General features: G+C 41.9%; 22 protein-coding genes and 1 pseudogene. 7 read left to right on the top strand and 16 right to left on the bottom strand.

Annotated elements, in window-relative coordinates; genetic code table 11:
* Window positions 1–60 precede the first annotated feature (60 nt).
* Both HWQ36_RS29565 and HWQ36_RS29560 read right to left on the bottom strand, forming a co-directional pair.
* Window positions 61–2,511, bottom strand: a complete 2,451-nt coding sequence (locus HWQ36_RS29565; protein WP_292709483.1) for a DHH family phosphoesterase — start codon at window positions 2,509–2,511, stop codon at window positions 61–63.
* Window positions 2,512–2,625: 114 nt separating this feature from the next.
* Complete coding sequence (locus HWQ36_RS29560) at window positions 2,626–3,267, bottom strand: GNAT family N-acetyltransferase (RefSeq protein WP_292709482.1); 642 nt, start codon at window positions 3,265–3,267, stop codon at window positions 2,626–2,628.
* Window positions 3,268–3,408: 141 nt separating this feature from the next.
* Between HWQ36_RS29560 and HWQ36_RS29555 the strand changes: the two genes are divergently transcribed.
* The gene (locus HWQ36_RS29555; protein ID WP_292709480.1) at window positions 3,409–3,942 is read left to right on the top strand and encodes a hypothetical protein; all 534 of its coding nucleotides are present in this window, start codon (window positions 3,409–3,411) and stop codon (window positions 3,940–3,942) included.
* A 62-nt stretch (window positions 3,943–4,004) separates the two neighbouring features.
* Here HWQ36_RS29555 and HWQ36_RS29550 read toward each other — a convergent pair whose 3' ends face one another.
* Together HWQ36_RS29550 and HWQ36_RS29545 are read right to left on the bottom strand one after the other, a co-directional pair.
* Complete coding sequence (locus HWQ36_RS29550) at window positions 4,005–4,823, bottom strand: PD-(D/E)XK nuclease family protein (protein WP_292709478.1); 819 nt, start codon at window positions 4,821–4,823, stop codon at window positions 4,005–4,007.
* Between the two features lie 233 nt (window positions 4,824–5,056).
* Entirely contained in the window at window positions 5,057–5,296 is a 240-nt protein-coding gene (locus HWQ36_RS29545) for a hypothetical protein (RefSeq protein ID WP_292709476.1), read from the bottom strand.
* Between the two features lie 120 nt (window positions 5,297–5,416).
* Between HWQ36_RS29545 and HWQ36_RS29540 the strand changes: the two genes are divergently transcribed.
* Window positions 5,417–5,605 (top strand): hypothetical protein, encoded by a 189-nt coding sequence (locus tag HWQ36_RS29540; RefSeq protein WP_292709473.1) that lies wholly within the window; start codon window positions 5,417–5,419, stop codon window positions 5,603–5,605.
* A 676-nt stretch (window positions 5,606–6,281) separates the two neighbouring features.
* The gene (locus HWQ36_RS29535; protein ID WP_292709472.1) at window positions 6,282–9,806 is read left to right on the top strand and encodes an NB-ARC domain-containing protein; all 3,525 of its coding nucleotides are present in this window, start codon (window positions 6,282–6,284) and stop codon (window positions 9,804–9,806) included.
* Window positions 9,807–9,875: 69 nt separating this feature from the next.
* On the opposite strand, the gene HWQ36_RS29530 is transcribed toward HWQ36_RS29535, so the two are convergent.
* Together HWQ36_RS29530 and def are read right to left on the bottom strand one after the other, a co-directional pair.
* On the bottom strand, window positions 9,876–10,079 hold the full coding sequence (locus HWQ36_RS29530; protein ID WP_094330501.1) for a hypothetical protein: 204 nt from the start codon (window positions 10,077–10,079) through the stop codon (window positions 9,876–9,878).
* A 10-nt stretch (window positions 10,080–10,089) separates the two neighbouring features.
* Window positions 10,090–10,653 (bottom strand): peptide deformylase, encoded by a 564-nt coding sequence (gene def / locus HWQ36_RS29525; protein WP_292709468.1) that lies wholly within the window; start codon window positions 10,651–10,653, stop codon window positions 10,090–10,092.
* A gap of 186 nt (window positions 10,654–10,839) precedes the next feature.
* Between def and HWQ36_RS29520 the strand changes: the two genes are divergently transcribed.
* Together HWQ36_RS29520 and HWQ36_RS29515 are read left to right on the top strand one after the other, a co-directional pair.
* Entirely contained in the window at window positions 10,840–11,742 is a 903-nt protein-coding gene (locus tag HWQ36_RS29520) for an ABC transporter permease (protein WP_292709466.1), read from the top strand.
* Between the two features lie 281 nt (window positions 11,743–12,023).
* Window positions 12,024–12,833, top strand: a complete 810-nt coding sequence (locus tag HWQ36_RS29515; protein ID WP_292709464.1) for a DUF3598 family protein — start codon at window positions 12,024–12,026, stop codon at window positions 12,831–12,833.
* Window positions 12,834–12,904: 71 nt separating this feature from the next.
* Here the strand turns inward: HWQ36_RS29515 and HWQ36_RS29510 are convergent, their stop codons facing one another.
* The 4 genes from HWQ36_RS29510 to aat form a co-directional block, all read right to left on the bottom strand.
* Window positions 12,905–13,030 (bottom strand): hypothetical protein, encoded by a 126-nt coding sequence (locus tag HWQ36_RS29510; RefSeq protein WP_292709463.1) that lies wholly within the window; start codon window positions 13,028–13,030, stop codon window positions 12,905–12,907.
* Window positions 13,031–13,171: 141 nt separating this feature from the next.
* Window positions 13,172–13,450: a BrnA antitoxin family protein gene (locus tag HWQ36_RS29505; protein ID WP_292709462.1), complete on the bottom strand. Its 279-nt coding sequence runs from the start codon at window positions 13,448–13,450 to the stop codon at window positions 13,172–13,174.
* Window positions 13,413–13,637 carry a BrnT family toxin gene (locus tag HWQ36_RS29500; RefSeq protein ID WP_292709496.1) on the bottom strand — a complete coding sequence of 75 codons (225 nt, stop codon included), beginning with the start codon at window positions 13,635–13,637 and terminating at the stop codon, window positions 13,413–13,415. Before HWQ36_RS29500 ends, HWQ36_RS29505 begins: the two co-directional genes overlap by 38 nt.
* A gap of 167 nt (window positions 13,638–13,804) precedes the next feature.
* Window positions 13,805–14,380, bottom strand: a complete 576-nt coding sequence (gene aat / locus HWQ36_RS29495; RefSeq protein WP_292709460.1) for a leucyl/phenylalanyl-tRNA--protein transferase — start codon at window positions 14,378–14,380, stop codon at window positions 13,805–13,807.
* 94 nt (window positions 14,381–14,474) lie between these two features.
* Here aat and HWQ36_RS29490 point away from each other — a divergent pair, with 94 nt between their 5' ends.
* On the top strand, window positions 14,475–14,804 hold the full coding sequence (locus tag HWQ36_RS29490) for a hypothetical protein (RefSeq protein WP_012410384.1): 330 nt from the start codon (window positions 14,475–14,477) through the stop codon (window positions 14,802–14,804).
* A 132-nt stretch (window positions 14,805–14,936) separates the two neighbouring features.
* Here the strand turns inward: HWQ36_RS29490 and rpsN are convergent, their stop codons facing one another.
* The 6 genes and pseudogenes from rpsN to HWQ36_RS29460 form a co-directional block, all read right to left on the bottom strand.
* Window positions 14,937–15,239, bottom strand: a complete 303-nt coding sequence (rpsN, locus tag HWQ36_RS29485) for a 30S ribosomal protein S14 (protein WP_012410383.1) — start codon at window positions 15,237–15,239, stop codon at window positions 14,937–14,939.
* A gap of 253 nt (window positions 15,240–15,492) precedes the next feature.
* Window positions 15,493–16,176 (bottom strand): endonuclease III, encoded by a 684-nt coding sequence (gene nth, locus HWQ36_RS29480; protein WP_292709456.1) that lies wholly within the window; start codon window positions 16,174–16,176, stop codon window positions 15,493–15,495.
* 16 nt (window positions 16,177–16,192) lie between these two features.
* Window positions 16,193–17,293: an RIP metalloprotease RseP gene (rseP, locus tag HWQ36_RS29475; RefSeq protein WP_292709454.1), complete on the bottom strand. Its 1,101-nt coding sequence runs from the start codon at window positions 17,291–17,293 to the stop codon at window positions 16,193–16,195.
* A 561-nt stretch (window positions 17,294–17,854) separates the two neighbouring features.
* Window positions 17,855–19,114: pseudogene (gene serS / locus HWQ36_RS29470) on the bottom strand (serine--tRNA ligase); the annotation flags it as partial.
* Between the two features lie 196 nt (window positions 19,115–19,310).
* Window positions 19,311–19,649 (bottom strand): hypothetical protein, encoded by a 339-nt coding sequence (locus HWQ36_RS29465; RefSeq protein ID WP_292709452.1) that lies wholly within the window; start codon window positions 19,647–19,649, stop codon window positions 19,311–19,313.
* A 358-nt stretch (window positions 19,650–20,007) separates the two neighbouring features.
* Window positions 20,008–20,580, bottom strand: coding sequence for a DUF3611 family protein (locus tag HWQ36_RS29460; RefSeq protein WP_012410378.1), 573 nt, complete (start codon window positions 20,578–20,580; stop codon window positions 20,008–20,010).
* A gap of 965 nt (window positions 20,581–21,545) precedes the next feature.
* Between HWQ36_RS29460 and HWQ36_RS29455 the strand changes: the two genes are divergently transcribed.
* The gene (locus HWQ36_RS29455; RefSeq protein WP_292709450.1) at window positions 21,546–21,893 is read left to right on the top strand and encodes a PadR family transcriptional regulator; all 348 of its coding nucleotides are present in this window, start codon (window positions 21,546–21,548) and stop codon (window positions 21,891–21,893) included.
* The last annotated feature ends 188 nt before the right edge of the window (window positions 21,894–22,081 follow it).

The raw sequence follows: 22,081 nt of genomic DNA, 5'->3' as shown, positions 1-22,081 counted from the left end.
GTGTAAATTTAATAAAAAATTTCAATTGCCTGTATTCATTACTGAATCAGGCTTTTATTTTTAAAGATTTGTACCCATATAATTGTCGTAGCTTGCGATCGCCACAATAGTAGATAAAGGCACGTCAGCAAAATATTGTTGCTGAAATTGTTCTTCTCGGACAGCAGCTAAAAATCTTGCCGCCGCTTCATCAGCAAGGTTTTCTGCCCTATCACTCGGATGCCAGGTAATTTGTAAATAATTGTCTTGTCGTTTGACTGTGAACCCTAAATGTTTTAAAGCTTTGATTCCTACAAGTAAAGTTTGGTCGCTGATACCGATTTTCTCTAAAAGTTGGACGCGCGTAACTGGTTGATTTGTGCGGCTGAGATATTTGGCAATTCCTACAAGAGTCAGCCAAATTTGATTGGGTGGTTGGTGGTTGGGTTTAGACCAAGCGATCGCTAATTGTTGTTGATTATAAAGCATAGACGCGGAACGGCTTGTCGTTAAACATCGCCGCAACCACAGGCGTAAATTATCCCAACTCGTGGGACAATCTTCAAGAATCAACGCTGTTAGCGGATAGCTAGGGTTTAGCCCGTCTTGAGTTGTGTTAGCCGTGGCCTGTGAGTGTTCCTGATTTCGTAAGTCTAAGATGAGTGGTAAGTTCCGAGTGTTAAGTGCTGAGTTAACACTGGGACGCACGACAATTAATCTGATTTCATAACGTTTTTTGAAGGTGTTGTAATCTAATTCGGCTATGCAATCACACCTTCCTATAGGTAATTCATCTTTGTAGTGTCCCCACCATAAGCCAGGAAAAGCACTTCTGCCGGAATCATCTCGAATATCAAACTCAGTTTTAATGTACTGTACCTTTTTCCCTTGCCAATCCTGCTGATTGCGATGCCAAGCATTTTCAAACCAACAGTTTTGAATTAACAATTTCGGAACAGGATTACCCATTCCACAAGGTTCTAGCACTTTCAGTTCTAAAAATAACTCTTTCCCCAAGTCTGCGACTGTCACTGTCAAGTCTGCTTGCACGGTTGGCGTTAGGGTTGTACTACCTAAAGATTGCCGCAACTGCTGATTAATCGCTGCTGTAAATAAAGGAATATTCTCCACCAACAAACTCAAACCTGCTGCAAAGGGATGTCCGCCAAAGCGATGTAACAAATGTGCTTGGTCTTTCACCAGTTGGTATAAATCGACAGAATTCACCGAACGGGCGGAACCACGGGCGAGGGGAGGGGATGAGGAGGATGAGGGAGAAATTTTTCCTTCCCCATCTCCCCCATCTCCCTCATCTCCCCCTACTCCTTCCGTACTTAACAAAATAGTCGGGCGACCTGTTTCTTGTGCCACTTGTCCAGCAACTAAGCCCAATACACCCGCAGGCCATTGGGCATCTTCTAGGACTATGACGCTGGTGGTTGATAAGTCTAATTGAGTCAGTTTTTGTGCTACTTGTGCTTGCACATCTTTTTGTAAAGATTTGCGCCTGGTGTTTGCAAGTTCTGTAACTTCGGCTAATTCGTTACAACGTTTGACATCTCGACTGGTTAATAATTCGACGCAAAAACTGGCATCACCTTGGATGCGGCTAACGGCGTTAATTCTTGGCCCCAAACCAAAGGAAATATCTGTGGGGCGATCGCCACTTTTCTGGCACAATTCTAATAATCGCCCCACCCCTGGACGGCGACGCGCTGCTGGCGGCTGTTGAAAATCTGCTTGCAGTCGTTGAATGCCCAACTGTGCTAAATAACGGCAATCTCCACTTAACTGCACTAAGTCGGCAATTAATCCTACTGCTACTAAATCTAATAAATCTTCTAAAGGATGTTTTGCAATATTAGGCAGACTTTGATATAATGCTTCGACTAATTTATAAGCTACCGCTACCCCAGAAAGATTAAATAGCTGATGTTCCCTTGAAAAATAGCGAGGATTGATAATTGCTGCGACGGGTGGGCGTTCGGTGGGTAAAGTGTGATGGTCTGTAACTATTACATCTATACCTAGCTGTTTAGCGTAGATAATTTCCTCAATATTTGTGCTGCCAGTATCGCAAGTAACAATTAATTTGCAACCTTGTTTTACTAAGTTATCAATTCCTTGGTTATTGAGGCCGTGAGATTCTTTCAGGCGATTGGGAATATAGTAAATTAACTGAGTATTTTGTTTAAAAAATTGCCCTAATCCATCCCAAAGTACAGATGTGGCAGTAATTCCATCAGCATCAAAGTCTCCCCAGATGGCAATTTTTTCTTTGGCGTTATATGCTTGTTGCAACCGGGCGATCGCTAAGTGCATTTCTTGCCCAAACTCAAAGGGACTTGCTGGTTGATAAGCTTTATGGTTAATAAAAGCTGTTAATTGTTGATTATCTTTAATTCCCCGTTGCCACAACAATTGTGCTGCATATATTCCACTTGATAGGGGTGTATGCTGTTTCACCGCTTGGATGAACCACTCCGGGGGTTGTTCGGTTGCTGTTATAGTCCACTGCTGTTGTTCTGGCATTTTTGAATAATTCGTAATTCGTAATTCGTAATTCGTAATTAGGTTTTGCAAGATAGACGGCGCTACAAAACATGGCGCTTGATAGAAGCGGGGAACTTAAATCTACGGAACTAGTTAAATGGGGGATTGATCCTCGGTTATTTGAGATTCATTCACTAGGGGATTGAGGACTACTTCATTGGCGACGCTATCGGGTTTACGGGCGCGAATTGCTGGACGCGATCGCTTGTAACCTGCTCTTTCAGCTTTTTGGTGTTCGTAATCAATCAATCTGCCATAATATTCATGTTTGCTTAAATTCATCGACAAGAAAATATGCTGGCGAATATTACCAAAACCTTTGCGGTTAAAAAACTTTAAAGCTGAAGTATTGGTAGGATCGGTATCTACCAGCATGAACCGCGCCCCATCTTCAATCATCCGGGCGACTACTTTATCAACCAACTTGTCTGCTACTCCCCGACGCTGATACTTCGGGCTAACTCCTAACCATATAATGTATCCATAAGTCCAGGATGCTTTGGTGATAATGGTTCCCAAAATGAATCCTGCTAATTCTCCATCTGTTTCGGCTACGAGACAGTATTCTGGATCGGTGTTGTAAAGTCCAATCACCTCCCATTCATCCCAAGTGCGGTATAAATAAGGATATAAATCGCTGGTAAATAACCCTTCTCCCAAGTGGTAAACGGGGGCAATGTCATCAATTCCTAATTCGCGGACATAAATAGCTTCAGTTTCGTCAAAAGTTGACATAAATTTAGAAGTTGTGATTTTTTTATATAGATGATCCCGGAATTTTAGCGATATCAACAAAAAATTTATTTAAGAAGATTTATTTTTTCAGCTAACACAACTATGTTAAATTTTGACGACAAGGAATTTTAAAAAATGTCAATGGAGCATAAAGCATTTGTCTTTGATTACGATGCGTTTATTCAAGAATTAGCTGATATTTTAGAAAATGCACTTGTTATTAACCAAAGAAATGAATTGATTACTTTTATCGAAAATAACTTTTCATACCTTAAAAATCCCGATGAAGGCGAACCTTTAGATTATTTATGGAAAGAAATGATCGAGATAGAGGACATAAGCCAGTATGGTGATTTTGCAATTACCAAGTATTATAATCCTCAATGTGATATTGGACTTGGCTATGATTGGTTGCCTCTCTATAATATGCTACTCAATGAACTGGATAAAGATACATCTCCCTTGTTAGGTAAAAATTTCGGCATTCCAGGAAACTATTTTAACCCTGGCAAAATGGGATCGTATTTTCAATCTCTTGAGCAAGTGAAGAATAACTTTGAATTACTTAATTTATTATTGAATGAAAAGAAAGAACATTTACCGAATATAGCCCTTTTAATGAAAATGCTTTCAAATGCTTTAGATTTAAAAAAAGGACTTTATATTACTTTTTAGTTTTTCACAATAGTATACAGGTATAAAAAATCTGTTTTAGTAACAAAATCCTGCGGATAAAATCAAAGTGAGACTTCTTGAATACTGTCAAAATTGGGCAATGAGTCTTTTACTGCTTCTTCAGTTGCTTGTATGCGTAGTTTACCGCCGTAGGCATCGCACCGTTTGGCAAACTGACAATAATCACAGGTTTTGCTACCCTCCACCACTTGAGGAAACTGCTGGTTATTTTGATAATCTTCCAGCCAATTAGTTAACTGACTTAACAGTTGATTAAGTTTCTTTGCTATTTGTGTGTGTTGAGCAGTATTGTAATTAAATTTAATATTCTGCGGTTTGCCTTCAGATTGGACAAACCAGTAAGTCATGGAAATATTTTCTGGCGAATAGTCGCTAGTTTCTGCCAACACATACAGATAAAGCCGTGTTTGCCAGTTGGATTCTAACTTGCGTTTATTGGGTGGCTTAGGATAAGTTTTCCAGTCGAGAATTTGCGCTTGTTGGTTATCTGCAATCAACAAATCATAGACAACCGTCAGCAAATAATCCTCAACTTGCAGAGTTCGGTAGTGTTCACTCTCACGGAAAGTTTGATTATCGGATGCAGATGTTAAAATTTCTGGGGCTGCATCGGCAAAAGCTAGCATCCAGCTTTGTAGTTTAGCATCTGCTTGCAAAAAACTATCAATTGGCAAACCCATTTCTCGCTGCTGCATTAGCAAGTGAAAACGACTACCCAAAGTTTGCCGTTCTTCTTGTTCTGGATTTGAGGGCGAATTGAGTTTTTCTAGATAGGTATGTTGAAATTTACGCGGACAAGTTTCTAGTAAGTTAAGTTGTCCTTGAGACAGTCGCAGTAGTTGAGTAGGAGTTGACAGCATTCTTCTATTTTAGAAGTTAAAAGGGCGAATGACCTCCGCCCTGGCTCTAAGTTGACACCCAAATAAGAACTGCTATAGTTCTGATGGCTGCTATGTTTCTCCCCCAGAGCCGTTGCTGTTTGGCATGATATAATCTCCAAATGGAAAGTTAAGCAGCCTTTGGCTGAGTGGAAGTTAGCCAAAAACAATTTATTAAGTTTGAACATGAGCCTTGAATAGCAACGCCTGTTCTATTAACTCCAAGACTCAATAATCATGGCGATCGCAAATAGACAGACTAGGAAAATTGCTATCCTTGCAATCCATATCCAGAGAATTTCCGATAAAAGCACCCTAACTATCATGTCAGCCCTAAAAGTTTGAGACACAACAAAGACCACTGCAACGCCCAACAGCGCTAGCAGAAAATACTTGAGTCCCTTGCAAAACAATCTGAACAGCAAGTTATCGTTGTCTTTAAAACTGGGTTTCATAGTTTTTTCCTGTTTTGAAAGTTGAATCTAGGTAGCAGGTAGCGCTTCCCCGACCACACTAAGGAAACAGCTAATACCCACATTGCTCCCACCAAGCAAAGCTAAACAACAGTCATCCTCTTGAATAAAGTTGGAATGCTGCCAAAGGTGGTCTTGATATTTGCAGATAATGAAAAATTAAGCTCCTCGGTCAATTGCCAGGGCAATCTTGATATTAAAAACTTACGCAAAATTATGAAACAAACAGAGGATATATTCCTTGAAGGCGTTACCGTTCACATTGGTGAAGCCTCTCGTAGAGAAGCGTAGGAATGAGAGTTTTAAAAAGTTATTGCGTAAGTCTTGACTCACTAAGTTTCTTTTTATTTTCCAAAAATTCACTAAGTTACTAGATTTTAAGCTTTAAACTCACTATAAAATAACTTGGCTACTTAGGTCAAGGTAAACTATAGAGAAAATTATTTAAACGGCATAAAGATGCTACAAATGTACGTAAAATCAACAAATGAGAAATCAAATCCAGTTGGAAAACCTTGTTCATGAGGGGACGAAGTTCATTGGTGTCAACTTAACGTGAAACCCTCGCAATGGCGTTATATCAAGCCTACTCAATTACCAATTAAGTCGTCGGAACCCCACCCCGCTTTTGTCTAGCGACAAAATCTCCCCTCCCCGTGAACGGGGAGGGGATTAAGGGGAGCCAGTGCGGGAACAGGGGTCTCCCCCGCCGCAGGATGCGCGTAAAGCCAACTCTTAGAGACGCTGCGCGAACGGCATAGCTTCGCTTAACGCAAAGCGTCTCCAAGAGTTGCGCTGTAGTGGAGCATCTGGCGTGTGGGGTAAAACGACCGTGGAATAAGCTTTCTGACTTAAGTTGACACCAATAGACGAAGTTTCGCACTGCTTTCGATGAATGCTCACTTTTAACAGGATGTTGTCTCACCTAGTGAGATAACATTGGGGTGTAGTCTGTCTTAGTGTGAGTATGAGTGTGATTTCTGAAAACGTGATTTTAGCTTTAGCCCAAAAACGTTGCCTGTCTAGCAGCGAGGTAGAGGTGTTTTTATATGCTGTTCGGGGACAATCGCCAAATGTGATCGCTAAAGAATTGGCTATCAGTGCCGAAGCAGTACGTAAAAGATTGAGCGAAGTTTACAAGAAATTTAATGTTACTGGTAGCGGGCCGGGTAAGCTCACTAAGTTACAACAAGTTATCGAATCTGAATATCAAGCATTTTCACTGAATGATAAACCCATTGTCCAAAACCGCCAAGATTGGGGTGAAGCGCCTGGAATCTGCATTTTTTATGGACGTGTAACAGAATTATCTCAGTTAACCCAGTGGCTAACCCAGGATAACTGCCAACTGGTGGCAATATTGGGCATGGGTGGAATTGGTAAAACTGCCTTATCTGTAAAGTTAGCGAAGGAAGTTCAGGAGAATTTTGAATACCTAATTTGGCGAAGTCTCCGTAATGCGCCACCCGTCTTAGAGATGTTGGCAAACCTAATCCGCTTTTTATCTGATGAGAGAGAAACGGAATTACCAGAAACTGTAGATGGTAGAGTAACACTGCTAATTAATTATTTACGAGAGCGTCGTTGTCTTTTGGTATTAGATAATGCAGAGACAATTTTACAAGAAGGCGATCGCGCCGGAGAATATAAAGAAGAATATCAAGATTATGGTCAACTACTCCGACGCATAGGGGAAGAACCGCATCAAAGCTGCTTAGTGCTGACTTCGAGAGAAAAACCAAAAGAATTTGCCCCTTTAGAGGGAGAGGCATCACCAGTCAGAACATTATCCTTAGTTGGCTTGGCAGAAACAGAAGGACAAGAAATTCTCCAAGATAAAGGATTATCTGGTTCACAGCAGAAATGGGCCAAGCTGATTGAGAAATATTCCGGCAATCCCTTGGCATTGAAACTTGTCTCTGAGCCAATTCGGGAGTTATTTGGCGGTGATATCGCTGCCTTTCTTGCTGAAGGGGAGATAATTTTTGGCGACACCCGAAATTTATTAGACCAGCAATTTGAGCGATTGTCAGAGATCGAAAAAGAAATAATTTATTGGCTAGCAATCAAACGCGAGTTAGTTTCGCTAGAAGAATTGCTAGATGATATTGTGCGTCCCTTGCCCAAAAGGGAAGTACTGGAGGCACTAGAGTCACTACGGAGGCGATCGCTAATTGAACAAAGAACTGCACTTTTCACCCTTCAGTCAGTGGTGATGGAATACATAACTGACCGATTAATTGAACAGGTTTGTCAGGAAATTACTACTGGTGACATTAAGCTATTTATGAGCCACGCTTTAATGGAAGCGACAGCCAAAGATTATATTCGCAACACTCAAATTACCCTTATTCTTAAGCAGGTTATAGATAGGTTATCCACGATTTTTAGATTTCCTAAAAATCTAGAAACTCATTTATCTCAAATTTTATTTGACCTACAAAATAAAACTCCCCAAGCGGCAGGATACGCTGGTGGAAATCTGCTAAATATGCTTTGTCAACTACAAACTGATTTAAGCGGCTATGACTTTTCTAGTCTGACTATTTGGCAAGCATATTTACAAAGTGTGAATTTGCATCAGGTGAATTTTGCCAAAGCTGATTTAGCTAAATCCGTTTTTGCAGAAACATTAGTTAGTATTTCGTCAGTGGCATTTAGCCCGAATGGAAAACTTTTAGCTACTGGTGATGCTGATGGTAAGACTTACTTGTGGCAAGTTGAAGATGGAAAGCTACTTTTTACTTGTACTGGACATAGCGGTTCGGTAAAATCAGTTGCCTTCAGTCCCGATGGTGAAATTTTAGCTAGTGGCAGTGACGATCAAACAGTCAAGTTATGGGATGTCCAAGACGGTAAGTGCCTCACAACCTTGCAAGAACATAGTAATTGGGTCAGGTCAGTTGCATTCAGTCCCGATGGTCAAATTTTAGCTAGTGGCAGCGAAGACCAAACAGTAAAGTTATGGGATCTCCACACGGGAAAATGCTTTAAAACTTTGCAGGGAAATACTAATAGAGTCAGGTCAGTTGCTTTCAGTCCCGATGGTCAAACTTTAGCTAGTGGCAGTGAAAAGCAAACAGTAAAGTTATGGGATGTCCACAACGGAGAATGCCTCATAACCTTTCAGGGACATAGCAATTGGGTAAGGTCAGTTGCATTCAGTCCCGATGGTGAAATTTTAGCTAGTGGCAGTGACGACCAAACAGTAAAGTTATGGAATATCCACACAGGAAAATGTCTGACAACCTTGGAGGGACATACCAATCGCGTCTGGTCGGTTGCTTTCAGCCCTAATGGTCAAATTTTGGCTAGCGGTGGTGACGACCAAACAGTGAAGTTATGGGATGTCCACACGGGAAAATGCCTCAAAAAGTTGCAGGGGCATAGCAATCGGGTAATGTCAGTTGCATTCAGTCCCGATGGTCAAACTTTGGCTAGTGGTAGTGAAAACCAAACAGTGAAGTTATGGGATGTCAACACGAGAAAATGCCTGAAAACTTTGCAGGGGCATACCAATCGAATTAGGTCAGTTGCATTCAGTCCCGATGGTCAAACTTTAGCTAGTGGCAGTGAAAAACAAACAGTGAAATTATGGGATGTCCGTAACGATAAGTGCCTTAAAATTTTACAAGGGCATAATAGCTGGGTGCGATCGCTTGCTTTCAGTCCCGATGGTCAGACTTTGGCTAGTGGTAGTGAAAAGCAAACAGTGAAATTATGGAATGTCCAAACGGGAAAATGCCTCAAAAGGTTGCAGGAACATACCAATCGAATTAGGTCAGTTGCATTCAGTCCTGATGGTCAGATTTTAGCTAGTGGCAGTGACGACCAAACAGTGAAATTATGGGATGTCCATACGGGAGAATGCCTCAAAACTTTGCAAGGGCATACCAGTTGGGTAAGATCAGTTACTTTTAGCCCTGATGGTGAAACTTTAGCTAGTGGCAGTGAAAACCAAAAAGTCAGGTTATGGGATGTTCAAACCGGACAATGCCTGAAAATTTTGGAGGGACATGGTAATCGGATCAGGTCAGTTACTTTCAGTCCCGATGGTCATATTTTAGCTAGTGGCAGTGACGACCAAATGGTGAAATTATGGGATGTCCAAATGGGTAAGTGTCTCACAACTTTACAAGAACATACTAATCGGGTATGGTCAGTTGCCTTCAGCCCTGATGGTCGGACTTTAGCTAGCGCCAGTGAAGACCAAACAGTAAAATTATGGGATGTCTATATGGGCAAGTGTCTCAAAACCTTGTATGGGGCTAATTGGGTCAGGTCAGTTGCCTTTAGTTCCGATGGTCAAACCCTAATTAGTGGTAGCCAAGATGAGACAATTAAAGTTTGGGATGTATTGACAGGTGAGTGCCTAAAAACACTGCGATCGCCAAAACCCTACGAAGGAATGAATATCACTGCCGTGACAGGGTTAACCGCAGCGCAGTTAGTAACGCTGAAAGCTTTAGGGGCAGTGGAAGATCCAGAGTAAAAATAAAAGGTAAAAGAATGAATTTTGCCGAGTTACTTCATCCTTTTACCTTTTTTATGTACCTGATGCTTATTTCATGTTAGCCCTTGCGTCCTTCACTGCGGCAAAGAAAAATAATCCGGTGAGTGGAATGCTCAATGCGAGGATAATCGCCGTGACTTGGAAACCCAAATCTGGTTGTCCGTAACTGAGTTCAAAAATCGAACCGACAGCTGCGATCGCACTTACACAAGAACCACCCAGAAATAAACCGCTTTTTGGAGTTAAATACACTACTAGCCCCCTATGCTATTGGTTTCACCGCTTGATACGAGAAGCCATTCTTAGATAGCTCCTGGGCTAAAGTCAAGGAGTTTTCTACACGATCTACAAATACCACGCCGTTAAGGTGATCCATCTCGTGCTGAATACAGCGTCCTAAAAGGTCATTAGCCTTTAATGTCCGGGGATGGCCATACTCGTCTTTATAGGCGATTTCCACGACTTCGGGACGCTTTACGTCTAGATATACGTTAGGAATGCTTAAGCATCCTTCTTCGGCAACAGAGATGTCGCGGCTGACTTGTTTAATGGTGGGGTTAATCAAAATCAAAGGCGGATTAGCTGCATTCTCTGGTTCCAGGTCGATGACAATTAGTTGTTTGTGAATTCCCACTTGGGGGGCAGCCAAACCGATGCCATCTTTGCTGTACATAGTTTGCAGCATTTCGCGCACCATCTGGCGAAGTTCCTCATCTACTTTAGAAACCCGCTTTGTAGCTTGACGCAGCACGCGATCGCCTAAATAATGAAGCTCCAAAGGTGGATTTTTTAACTTTTTTTTCTCTACAGCAATTTCAGAGGGCATGAGTCTCAATGGCTAGATGGTGAAAATTCGTATTATTTTTATTCTATCAAGTTGGGGAGTGGGGAATTGGGAATTGGGCACTTGTACTGAGCGACTTGTGCCGAGCGAAGCCGAGGTAAGTCGAAGTATTGGGCATTGGGAATTGGGAATTATTAATTACGAATTACGAATTACGAATTACGAATTATGTTTAAGTCTTTTACGAAACTAGACTATCTGCTTAAAGAAACTTTCCTCGGTTTAATGCGGGGGGGGTGGATGAATTGGGCGGCTGTAAGTACGGTGACGGTATTACTGTTTTTATTTGGTTTGAGTTTGCAAACCTCTTGGCAAGTCGAAAAACTCCTTTATCAGTTCGGTAGTCAGCTAGAAGTATCAGTTTATCTTGAACCGGATACGCGGGCCGAAAATATTGAGCCACTGATCGCAAAAATGCCAGAGGTCGCGGCGATGCAAACCATCACTAAAGAACAGGCTTGGACTAAGTTAGTTAAGGAAATGAGAATTTCTGATATTGAGGGCGCTACTCAGCAGCTAGGTGAGAATCCTTTGGTTGATGAGATGAAGGTGAAAGCGCGTAATTCTCAAGTTGTACCAACTTTAGCAACGCAACTGGCTAAGTTACCCGGAGTTGATACAGTGGAGTATATCGATGAAGCAGTTAAACGTATTGCACAGTTGCACCGGGGTCTGAACTGGATTACTTTAACAATTACGATTATTCTGACCTTAACAGCGATCGCAGTGACTACAACCACAATTCGGCTGATTGTCATGGCACGACGGCAAGAAATTGAAATTATGCAACTGGTGGGAGCAACCTCTGCATGGATTTACCTCCCATTTATTTTACAAGGAATTGCTTTTGGTTTAGTTGGTGGTGCGATCGCTTGGAGTTTCATCTCTGTGATTCAACAGTTTCTTGGTAAATTGCTAGCCAATCAACCTGAATTTATCCAAGCTATCACCAACGGTGTGCAACTCACTCCAGCCCAAATTTTACTATTACCCTTGATTCTCTTGAGTTTCGGTGCAGCTGTAGGATTAATGGGGAGCTTATTTGCAGTCCGACGTTTTGCTAAAGGATAGTCATTTGTCATTGGTCATTGGTCTTTTGTCCTTTGTCCTTTGAACTTGAAATTTTCAAGATTTTAAAAGAACAACCGGAGTTTTGAATTGAACGAAGATGAAATTAAACCTACATATCAATTTAACAGGGCTAATCCCAATACTGTTTGGTTAAGGCAAGAGACGCGATAAATCGCGGTCAAGACGAAGGAATAATTCTTGTAAAGACGACGATTTATCGCGTCTTGGCGATAAATCCAATGACAAATGACAAATGACCAATAACAAATGACGAAATAGTTATGAAATCGCAATGGGAATGTTTTCTGCAAAATCTGGGTGTATGGGAAGGTTCATTTACTAATTTCTCTCCCCAAGGTACGCTTCTGAACGATACTTCTAGCCGTCTTTGCCTAGAAGGTTTAAACAATAACCAGACAGTGCGCTTAACTCTGAGCCGTTCGGGAAAGGATGATGTAATCAGAGAATTTATGTCTGTGGGAGGGGGTCTGCTATTTTTTGAAAATGGTTCATTTTCTGAAGGTTTAATGCAGCTAGGGCCATTTTCCGAATTTGGTGCAGAACTCGCTTTTGTTCATGAAAATCGCCGCTTACGTCTGGTGCAACTGTTTGATAAAAATGGTCATCTAAATGGACTAACTCTGATTCGAGAACATCTAACTGGAACCCCAGTAGCAGAACATCGCCCTTTGCAGATACATGACTTATTGGGAGAATGGCGAGGACAAGCAGTGACAATCTATCGAGATTTGCGATCGCCTGATATTTACTCTACAACTTTGAAAATACAACTTGATGATGCTGGGCGATTAATTCAAACTACCTCTTTTGAGGAACGTACAATTACCTCAACTGCCACCATCAAAGGTTCCATCGTTCTCTTTGACCAAGATCCCCAAAAACAGGTACAAGTATTATTGTTACCTGATGGCGCTTCTGCAACTTCTCCCCTCAAAGTGCAGTTACGTCAACCCTTATTCTTGGAAGCGGGTTGGTTAATCCAGCCAAACCTGCGCCAGAGGATGATTCGCAGCTATAACGAGAAAGGCGAATGGGTTAGTCTAACATTAGTTACTCAAGAAAGGGTATAAGTGGTTTGTGAAATTGCGATCGCTTCATTACTCCTCTGCTAACCACTTTTCATAGTTGCAACTTATCAGCTTTATACGGCTTTTGGAATGGTGACTTGAGTGTAGAGTTGAGGCAGAAGTTGCAAGTGTTGAATTGCTGCCAAATTTGTGATTGCCGACGTATCGCTGATAACAATCACAGCCTTGTTACGGTGCAATAGGTTTGTTAAACTGCGATCGCACTTTTCAAAGTGGAATATTTAACATTGTGACTGCAAGAAGATGTTGGGTAACGCCGTCCCTCTACCCAACCTTATATTTTAAAAGTAAGTGGTAGACTGTTCGCTGTAAAGTTATTGTTAGCCTGCGCCCTGATCGCCACTGTTTTCAATGTAACGGCGCAAAACTGAGTTAATCAATGTTTTGTACTCTGCACCTTGTTTACGAAACCACGTTATCACTTCTGAATCTAACTCAATCAGGTCACTGGCTCGTGTTGCCGGAATCCTCAACGTGGCATTTTCAAAAAACTCATCGCTCAACGATGGAATGTCTGAGTAATCAATGTCCTCATCCGTCATCGCCTCTAATGCAGCCCAATCAGTACGTGAGGTATTGTTCAAGTCGTTGACGCTCATATCGGTTTGCCCTTCGTGCTGAGATAATGCGGACTATGTTGTTCTGTCGTTCTGTCCAAACTACAACCGCTACACCGTTGCCTAAAAAGCCGATTCCGATCCAGCGATCTTCGCCATAATCAAAACGCTCATCAAGCTCAATCAGCATGGAATTGTCAAACATTCCGGGGACATCTGCAAAATCAATTTGGTGTTTACGAATATTTTCAAGATTCTTTGTTTCCTCCCACTCAAACTGTATGAAGGCTTAATGAACAATACACAAACAGTTAAGCCCATTATCGCTTATTTTCAGATGAATGATAAATCTTGAGTAGGCGTAGTTCGTCAATAACGATGTATAACTGTTATTTTTTATACGAAATAACAGTTACATTGCAACGCTTTCTTAAGTAGCATTTGATATTCTCCATCCTCAACCCGATAAGCCCCAAACCTCTCCAAATGAGGATTCATCATTTGGGCATCAAAAAACACAAATTTCCTCTGACGCAATCTTTCCACCAACTTTACCATCGCCACCTTTGAACCTTCGGGAATGCGGTAAAACATCGACTCGCCAATGAAAGCACCGCCAATGACAATCCCCAAAATTCCCCCAGCTAATTCGTCACCCTGCCAAGTTTCAAAACTAAAAGCATAACCACCCTGGTAAAGTAGCCAGTAAATCTTTTCCAATTCCGGTGAAATCCAAGTTGTCTCTCTGTCAGCACACCCAGCCACCACAGCTTGGAAATCCCGATTAATCGCCACAGTAAACCGTTCTTGATTCAGAACACGCTGCAAAGACTTAGGGTAGCGAAACCTCTCATCCAAAGGAATAAAAGTCCGATCGCGACTTCCGTACCAACTTAAGCGATCGCGCTCATCAGCCATGAGAAAATAGCCTTGTGCATAGCCCTCAACAATAGCGGCGATATCATATTGCATAAATAAATATAAAAAAACACTCTTAGAAACGCAATTTGATGCTAACAATCATTCTCTGCGTTCCTCTGCGTTTCCCTTAGCGTTTAAAAAAAAAATGACTCAACCAATTCCACCCATCACCCTACCACCCCCCGAAAACCCTCTACTCGAAGGAGAATGGTTACGAGAACGCTTACAACGGTGGCTAGATACAGAATTTATCCCCGAAGCAGTCAACCAAAATATTGCCCAACGAGCCGCACAGATTTTTGTGCGTCAACGGATGGAAGGAGAAAATGACCTTGGTTCTCTGGTAATTGCCATTGTCACAGAGATGCAGTCCTATGATTTTTCCAATAGCTTTTATGGAGAGTTTGCGATCGCTAACGCCGTCAGCGATCTACTCTTAGAAAGTCTGGGAATTGATAAGTGTTGTGGTCAATAATATTTTGTCATTTGTCATTTGTCATTAGTCCTTTGTTATTTACCAATGACCCTTCGGGTTCACCAGTTGCTCATGGGGGAAACCCCCAAGACCGCACTGGCTCACCAATGACTAATGACTAATGACTCTTAACTACCAACTAGACTTAACAACTCCAGGCAAAAGACCTTCATGCGCCCATTCTCGCAGCACGTTCCGAGAGAGTCCAAAATCGCGGTAAACTCCTCTAGAACGACCAGTCAACCAGCAACGATTGCGGTGGCGGGTGGGCGCACTATTCCGGGGTAGCTGTTGAATCTTTCTGTGGATTTCCAACTTATCCAAAGGAGATGCTGCACTTCTGAACTCTTCCAAAAGGGCTTCCCGCTTGTCAGCATACTTTTCTATCAACCTGGTGCGCTTTTTCTCGCGCTCAATCATGCTCTTTTTTGCCATATATTCTCTAACTTATTTAAAGACACCGTTTTCCATTCTACAGTCTCTCCATCAATTCTGGGGTTACTTGTGTCAACATAATTCGTAATTGATAATAGAGCCTCCGGCACGCTCCGTGAACGTAATTCGTAGTTGCAATCAGTGCTTGCTCTGAACCCTCCACCGATTGTTGACCACTGAAATCAAAGATTTCAGTGCTTGCTCTTTACTTTCTTCAATTACGAATTACGAATTACGAATTACGAATTAGTAATTATTTGGTCGCTGAACCTACAACCACTGGCTTATTAGCAGCAGGGCATAAATCGGCAAGCTCACAAGCAACACAAACTGGAGAGCGGGCTTTACAAATAGCACGACCGTGATAAATCAACCGAATTGACCAATTTTCCCAATCAGGTTGCGGCAATAAACCCATTAAATCTTGCTCAATCCGAACGGGGTCTTTTGCTTCAGTTAAACCCAAACGTTGACTGAGGCGCTTGACGTGAGTATCTACTGTCACACCAGCATTAATGCCATAAGCATGAGCCAGAACTACATTTGCTGTCTTCCGCGCCACACCAGGAAGCTTTAACAACTGTTCCATTTGGTTAGGCACAACAGAGTCAAATTCAGTAACAATCATCCGACAGGCGGCTTGAATGTTTTTAGCTTTATTGTGATAAAACCCTGTAGAACGCACCAAACTTTCTAATTCTACCAAGTCAGCGATCGCTAAACTCTCAGCATCAGGAAACTTACCAAATAAAGCTGGTGTCACCTTATTCACCCGCTTATCAGTACACTGAGCAGAGAGAATCGTTGCCACCAGCAATTGTACTGGCGTTGAGTAGTTCAAAGAGCAAGTAGCATCTGGATAAAGACGCTTCAGACGAGCTAAAATTTCTATCGCCCGCTTCCTTAAAGGTGAAATTTTCTTTTCCCTACTCCCCACTCCCCACTCCCTATTTTCACTGAAATAATTTTTGTACCCACTCCAATTGGCTAGTTAATTGAGTAGTTTCTTTGACGATCAGAAAAATTCCTAACCCTAAGAGTAACACCAAGCCAGTTTGCATTACACCTTCTTGAATCCGAGCCGGAACGGGCTTACCGCGCAAACCTTCAATCAGCAAAAAAGCCAGTTGTCCGCCATCTAAGGCTGGCAAAGGCAAAATGTTGATAATAGCCAAATTAATGCTGATAATTGCCGCAAAAGACAACAGATTTACGCTATTGTCCTCAGCTAACTTTGCACCTATTTTGACAATATTAACTGGCCCAGAAACTTGTCCAGCAGTTTGTTGAAAGTTGGTAATCAACTGCCCAAAACCACTTAGTGTTCCAACAAATAATTGTTGAAATCTGTTAGCAGCAATGCCGAAAATTTCAAAAGGACTATTAGGACGGCGATAAGTTGCTGTAGCATTTGGACTCAGTGCCACCCCTACTACACCTTTGCCATCGGCTCCGAGTTTTGGTGTTAATTTCAGCGATTGTTGTTGGTTTTCACGCTGAATTTTCAGTTCGATTTGCTGATTGGGATGAGTTTGAATTTCTTTTGTCAGCAAAGGAGTTGACTTATCAGAAGCCGGGAGTTCTTGACCGTTCACAGCCAGAATAATATCTCCTTCCCGAATTCCTGCTTGATAAGCAACAGATTCTTGATTAACAGGCTGTACAAGGACACCAGCTTGATAGTTTAATTCTTTGGGAATACCGACGATACCCAATTGCAGAACCAGCACCAAATAGGCAAATATTAAATTTGCAATCACTCCGGCACTGATAACAATCGCCCGGTCTAAAACTGGACGGTTACGCAGCAGATTTGGGTCATTGGGTGGAATATCGCTATCAGGGTCATCATCGGGAAAGCCCACAAAACCGCCCAAGGGAAAGGCGCGGACAGCATATTCGGTTTGTGAACCTTGGTACTTCAAAAGAACTGGGCCAAAACCCAAAGAAAAACGGTTAACGAGAATGCCTTGAGAACGGGCTGCAACAAAATGTCCCAACTCGTGTACCAAGATTAAAACAGCCAAGACTGCGATCGCTGCTAAAACTGACATAGAGTAAATTGTGAAGATATTAAGCTATAGTTATCTCCATTCTAATTGGGCATTGGATATTGGGCATGGGGCATTGGGCATTGGTCATAGTTCGATTTTTCGTATCTGGTTCTAACATCTAAAGCTAGTAGTGGCGTGATGAGGCTAAATTGTTGCAAAAAAATTGTAGGTTGGGTTGAGGAACGAAACCCAACACTCCGAAATGTTGGGTTTCGCGTTGCTTAACCCAACCTACATCTAACGGACTATTTTAGCTGTGCCACGCCAGTAGGGTGCGTTAGCGACAGCGTAACGCACCATTTTGTCCACATACTCCAAATGTAAGTTTTGGTCAGATTGGTTTTTCTGCTAAAACAACAATGATAGTATTACCCACACAACATAAGAGGCGATTGGGAGCCAAAACAGCAAATCAACAATATAACGGTATTGGAATTGTATTGTTGGCTTTGAAATACGTTCTGGTAAGACTGGTTGTAAAAGTTGGGGTACAACTGGTGACTTTTGAACTCTTTGTAAATTCCGCAGCGATGGAAAACCTAACTTTTCTCCCTGTTCAAAATAAGGTTGCAACACTTCTGGTATCCTCACTGTCCCATCAGGTTGTTGATAATTCTCCAAAATGGCAGCCATCGTCCTTCCCACCGCCAAACCCGAACCGTTGAGGGTATGCACGAACTGAGTTCCTTTCTTCCCCGCCTCCTTGAAGCGAATATCAGCCCGTCTTGCTTGGAAATCTATAGTATTGGAACAGCTAGAAATTTCGCGGTATTTGCCAGAAGATGGCAACCAAACCTCTAAATCATAAGTTTTGGTAGAGGCAAATCCCAAATCCCCAGTACTTAAATTTACTACTCGGTAAGGCAACCGCAACGCCTGTAAAATTGCTTCTGCATTCCCCACCAATTTCTCCAGTTCATCAAAAGACGTACTTGGTTCGACAAATTTCACCATTTCCACCTTGTTGAACTGATGCAGGCGAATTAATCCCCGCATATCGCGCCCATAGCTACCAGCTTCGCGGCGAAAACAGGGAGTAAAAGCACAGTGGTAAATAGGCAAATCTTCAGCAGCAAGAATTTCACCCCGGTAGAGATTTGTAACTGGAACTTCCGCCGTCGGAATCAGCCACAAATCATCATCAGCGCATTTAAAGCTTTCTTCAGCAAACTTGGGTAACTGACCAGTCGCCGTCAAAGACTCGGTATTAACTAACAACGGCGGACTGACTTCCACATACCCAGCTTGAGTATGGAGAGTCAGCATAAATTGAATTAATGCCCTTTCCAATGCCGCACCAGCGCCCATCAATGTCACAAAGCGACTTTGAGCAACTTTTACTGCTCTCTCAACATTGAGAATACCTAGCTTTTCGCCAATTTCCCAGTGAGGGAGAATATTCGGATTTTGGGGAATATACTCATCACCCCAACGGCGCACTTCTACGTTGTCTTCTTCATTCTTACCAAGGGGTGTAGAGTCGCTTGGTAAGTTGGGAAGTGCCAACACAAGTTGAGCAATTTGAGCTTTGAGGTCTTTTTCCTGGGGTTCCAGTTCGCTCAACGTAGCTTTAACTGAGTTACCTTCATCACGCAAAGCTTGAATTTCTGGGTCTTGAGGATTAATCCCAGATTTAATCTTTTGCCCAACAATTTTACCAATTTCGTTGCTACGGGCTTGGAGTTGACTACGCGCCCCCTCAAGTTCCCGTTGTTGCCGATCTAACTGTAAAATCGGTTCAATGTCGTATTTACCACTACGACTATTCAATCGTTCTTGAACTAATTGCGGATTTTCCCGTATTTGCTTAATATCCAGCACAGATTTTTCTCAGTTTCTAGCCTAAAATCTTTCTGTCAATACAGTTAACACATTAAGCATTTAGCATATAGTAATTTTGGTTTGCTGTGACTGGAAAAACAAAGTTTATTGCAAAAATTCAGTCTCAACCTCTGAATCAAGATTTTACCCTAGCATCAATGCCAGGGCTAAGAAACCATATATTGCATTTAACCAATCATGAATTCGTATTTGGAGTCACTTTCGTTTCAGTAACCTGGGCAAGACTCTGACCATTACCATTATTGCTATCAGCGGCTGCAAACGTCCTTTGAGTGATACTCGGTTGTTCCTTATCGTCTCGAGTTTGTCCAGGTGAAGGCAACCAGTATGCAAGCACACTTGATAAACCACCCCAGTAAAGGGCAACATTCTTATCTTCTCCTGGCGAGCCAAGCTTGAAAATGCATAACCCCAATACGATGCTACTAAAGAAAACCTGTACACCAAATCTCCATGCGTCTTGATTAAATTTCCGTACTGGTTGATTTCTCGTGGTGTCAAATTGATTTTTCATGGTGTTCAGACTTACAAAAAAGGTACATACCATCCCTGTGCTAGTTTTGGCATCATCTATTAGTACAGCTTGCTGGAATTATTAATGACACCCGTACCTCTACGGAGATATTTATATGCGTAGTGTACTGCTCTCCCGACTTGCTAAGGTAATTGGTAATTTCTATACCGCAAGCGTTTCATTGATTTGAAATGGATAGTTCATTTACGCAGTGCTGTACTAGCAGGATGTTCTTTCAAGGATTATGTAGTTGTCTTCACACCCAGTTTTGCCTGTTTCGGAAAAGTATGATAATTTCTTTGAATCCTGCAAACTTAGTCCGGGCTAAACCCTAGCTATCCACTAACAGAACTCATAACTAGGGTCGATTAATCCGATTGAGTAGCCATAGTGAGGCTATAAGCCCTGCAAAATGGGCTGATACAGTGTTGGTATTTGCCTGTACCACGAGCATATCTAGACCGCTAATAATGCGGGTAGGGTCAAAAAATTGTGTAGTTATAGCTTGAGGAGATATGGATCTTGCTACCAGTGTACCAACGATCGCCTGCGCTCCTAAAAGAGTCACCAGCGTTCCCCCTAAATTCACCCACAGCCCTAAGCGTAATACTTGCACAGTCTCGCTTTTCCGAGGTCGGTTGCTAGGATTAGAGGATTCCAATTGCTTGCCAATTCTAGTGTAACGATAAGCTAAATAAATTCCCCCACCCAAAACAACCAGTCCACAAATTGCTAAAAATACGCCAAAGCCAGTCCCAGGATTATTACTAGGACTACCAGTTCTTTGATTAAAGATGGCGAATAGCAACACAATTATGCTAGAAACAACGCCTAATACTAGCTGAATCCAGAAGCTAATCCAACCTGTAAGGCGAAAGGTTTGGGCGATTGCCCGCAGAGAAGATGATGGAGCATCGGGAGTCTGTGACATAATAAAAGATTGCCAATGTGCCGGGCACTTTCAAAGGACACAAAGACACAAAGACAAAAGTTTAATCTAAGAAAGCCTTAGCTCAAAACTTCGGAAAACACGGAGAACTGTGTTAAGAGGTATCTCACTCCACGTCTCTGTATCTCCGAGAACACCAATTCAGTCAAGACTTACGTAAATAATGGCCGAAAAGAAGGATTTTCTTCTTAGGGCAATTCATAAATTGCCCCTACAGCAACTAGTCTTGCGTAAATCCTATCAGTAACGAATAACGTCTCCCCAACCCCTTATCTTTTAGTCAAGGGGGCTGGGGGTTAGGTTTTTGATTACCAAATCGATGCTCTAGTCTTTGCGTCTTCTTTGATAAATTTACTATCACATTTACCAAATGCGACAAGAGATTCTCTTGTCCAGCAAATCAGTAATGCTTACTACTTAAGTGTGTCCACCGCCGTAGCAGCTTGAAACCACACACATCCCTTAGCTTAATTTCTTATAATTTGCATTGGGAAAATTACTGTAAAACAAAGTGTTTATTAAGTTTTACAGACAAAATTGCATTTTACCTGTAAAATTTCTTCGATGGCATTTTATTGCTTAAGCAACTTCTAACTAGCTTGGCATTACTTAACACCAAGACAGTCAGAAACCCCATGCCTAAAAGCTGGGGCTTGGCATTTGCCCTAATCTGACCAGAATAAGTACCTTGTGTACTAAGTGAATTTGCTACTCTCTGTTAGCTCCTCACCACACCGTATCAAGCTTGGGTTAGGGTAAATTTTTTGGTATCCCTAAAACTCGCAATTTCCACAACTTCACAGGCGTAGATAATCGTTTGGTATTTACGCTTTGGAAATCTAGTCTAAGTAGCATTATATATATTACTCACTTGGCAGTAGCACTGTATACTGACTACAAGGATTGTAGACCTTACCATAAGGCATTTTTTTAGCCATTCACTAACCATGAAACTTGAGGATATATATCAATTCTTTGAGAATCCTCCGCCAACTTACCTTTGTCAGGAAGTAGCAGTTTGTTACATACTGTCTGTTTTATTACAAGGTGAATCCTACGGAACCGAGTTGATTGAGCAATTAGAAACTGAATATCCAACCTATAGGCTTTCGGACACTGTACTTTATAGTGCAATCAAATTTCTGGAAGACCAAAAGGCAATCACTGGATATTGGAAGAAACTGGAAGGACGAGGACGGCCCAGGCGGATGTACCAAGTTTCTCCAGAATGGCAAGTTCAAGCGCAAGATTTAGCTTTTCAATGGTTTAACTACATCAACAGGAGGATAAAGTAATACCATTTTGGATTTTGGATACTTCGACTTACCTCGACTTCGCTCGGCACAAGTCGCTCAGTACAAGTTTTGGATTTTGGATTGTGGAAGAGTCCCTGGTAATCGCTTTTTGGCGCTCCATTTGTCGCAATCATTGTTCAAATCGGTATAACGAATAATTGATAATGAATAAGTCTCCTCCAGTCAAA

The sequence above is a fragment of the Nostoc sp. NMS2 genome (assembly GCF_017115105.1).
Classification (GTDB): Bacteria; Cyanobacteriota; Cyanobacteriia; order Cyanobacteriales; family Nostocaceae; genus Nostoc.
The sequence above is the reverse complement of the archived record's forward strand: the minus strand, read 5'-3'. Positions and strand labels throughout refer to the sequence as shown.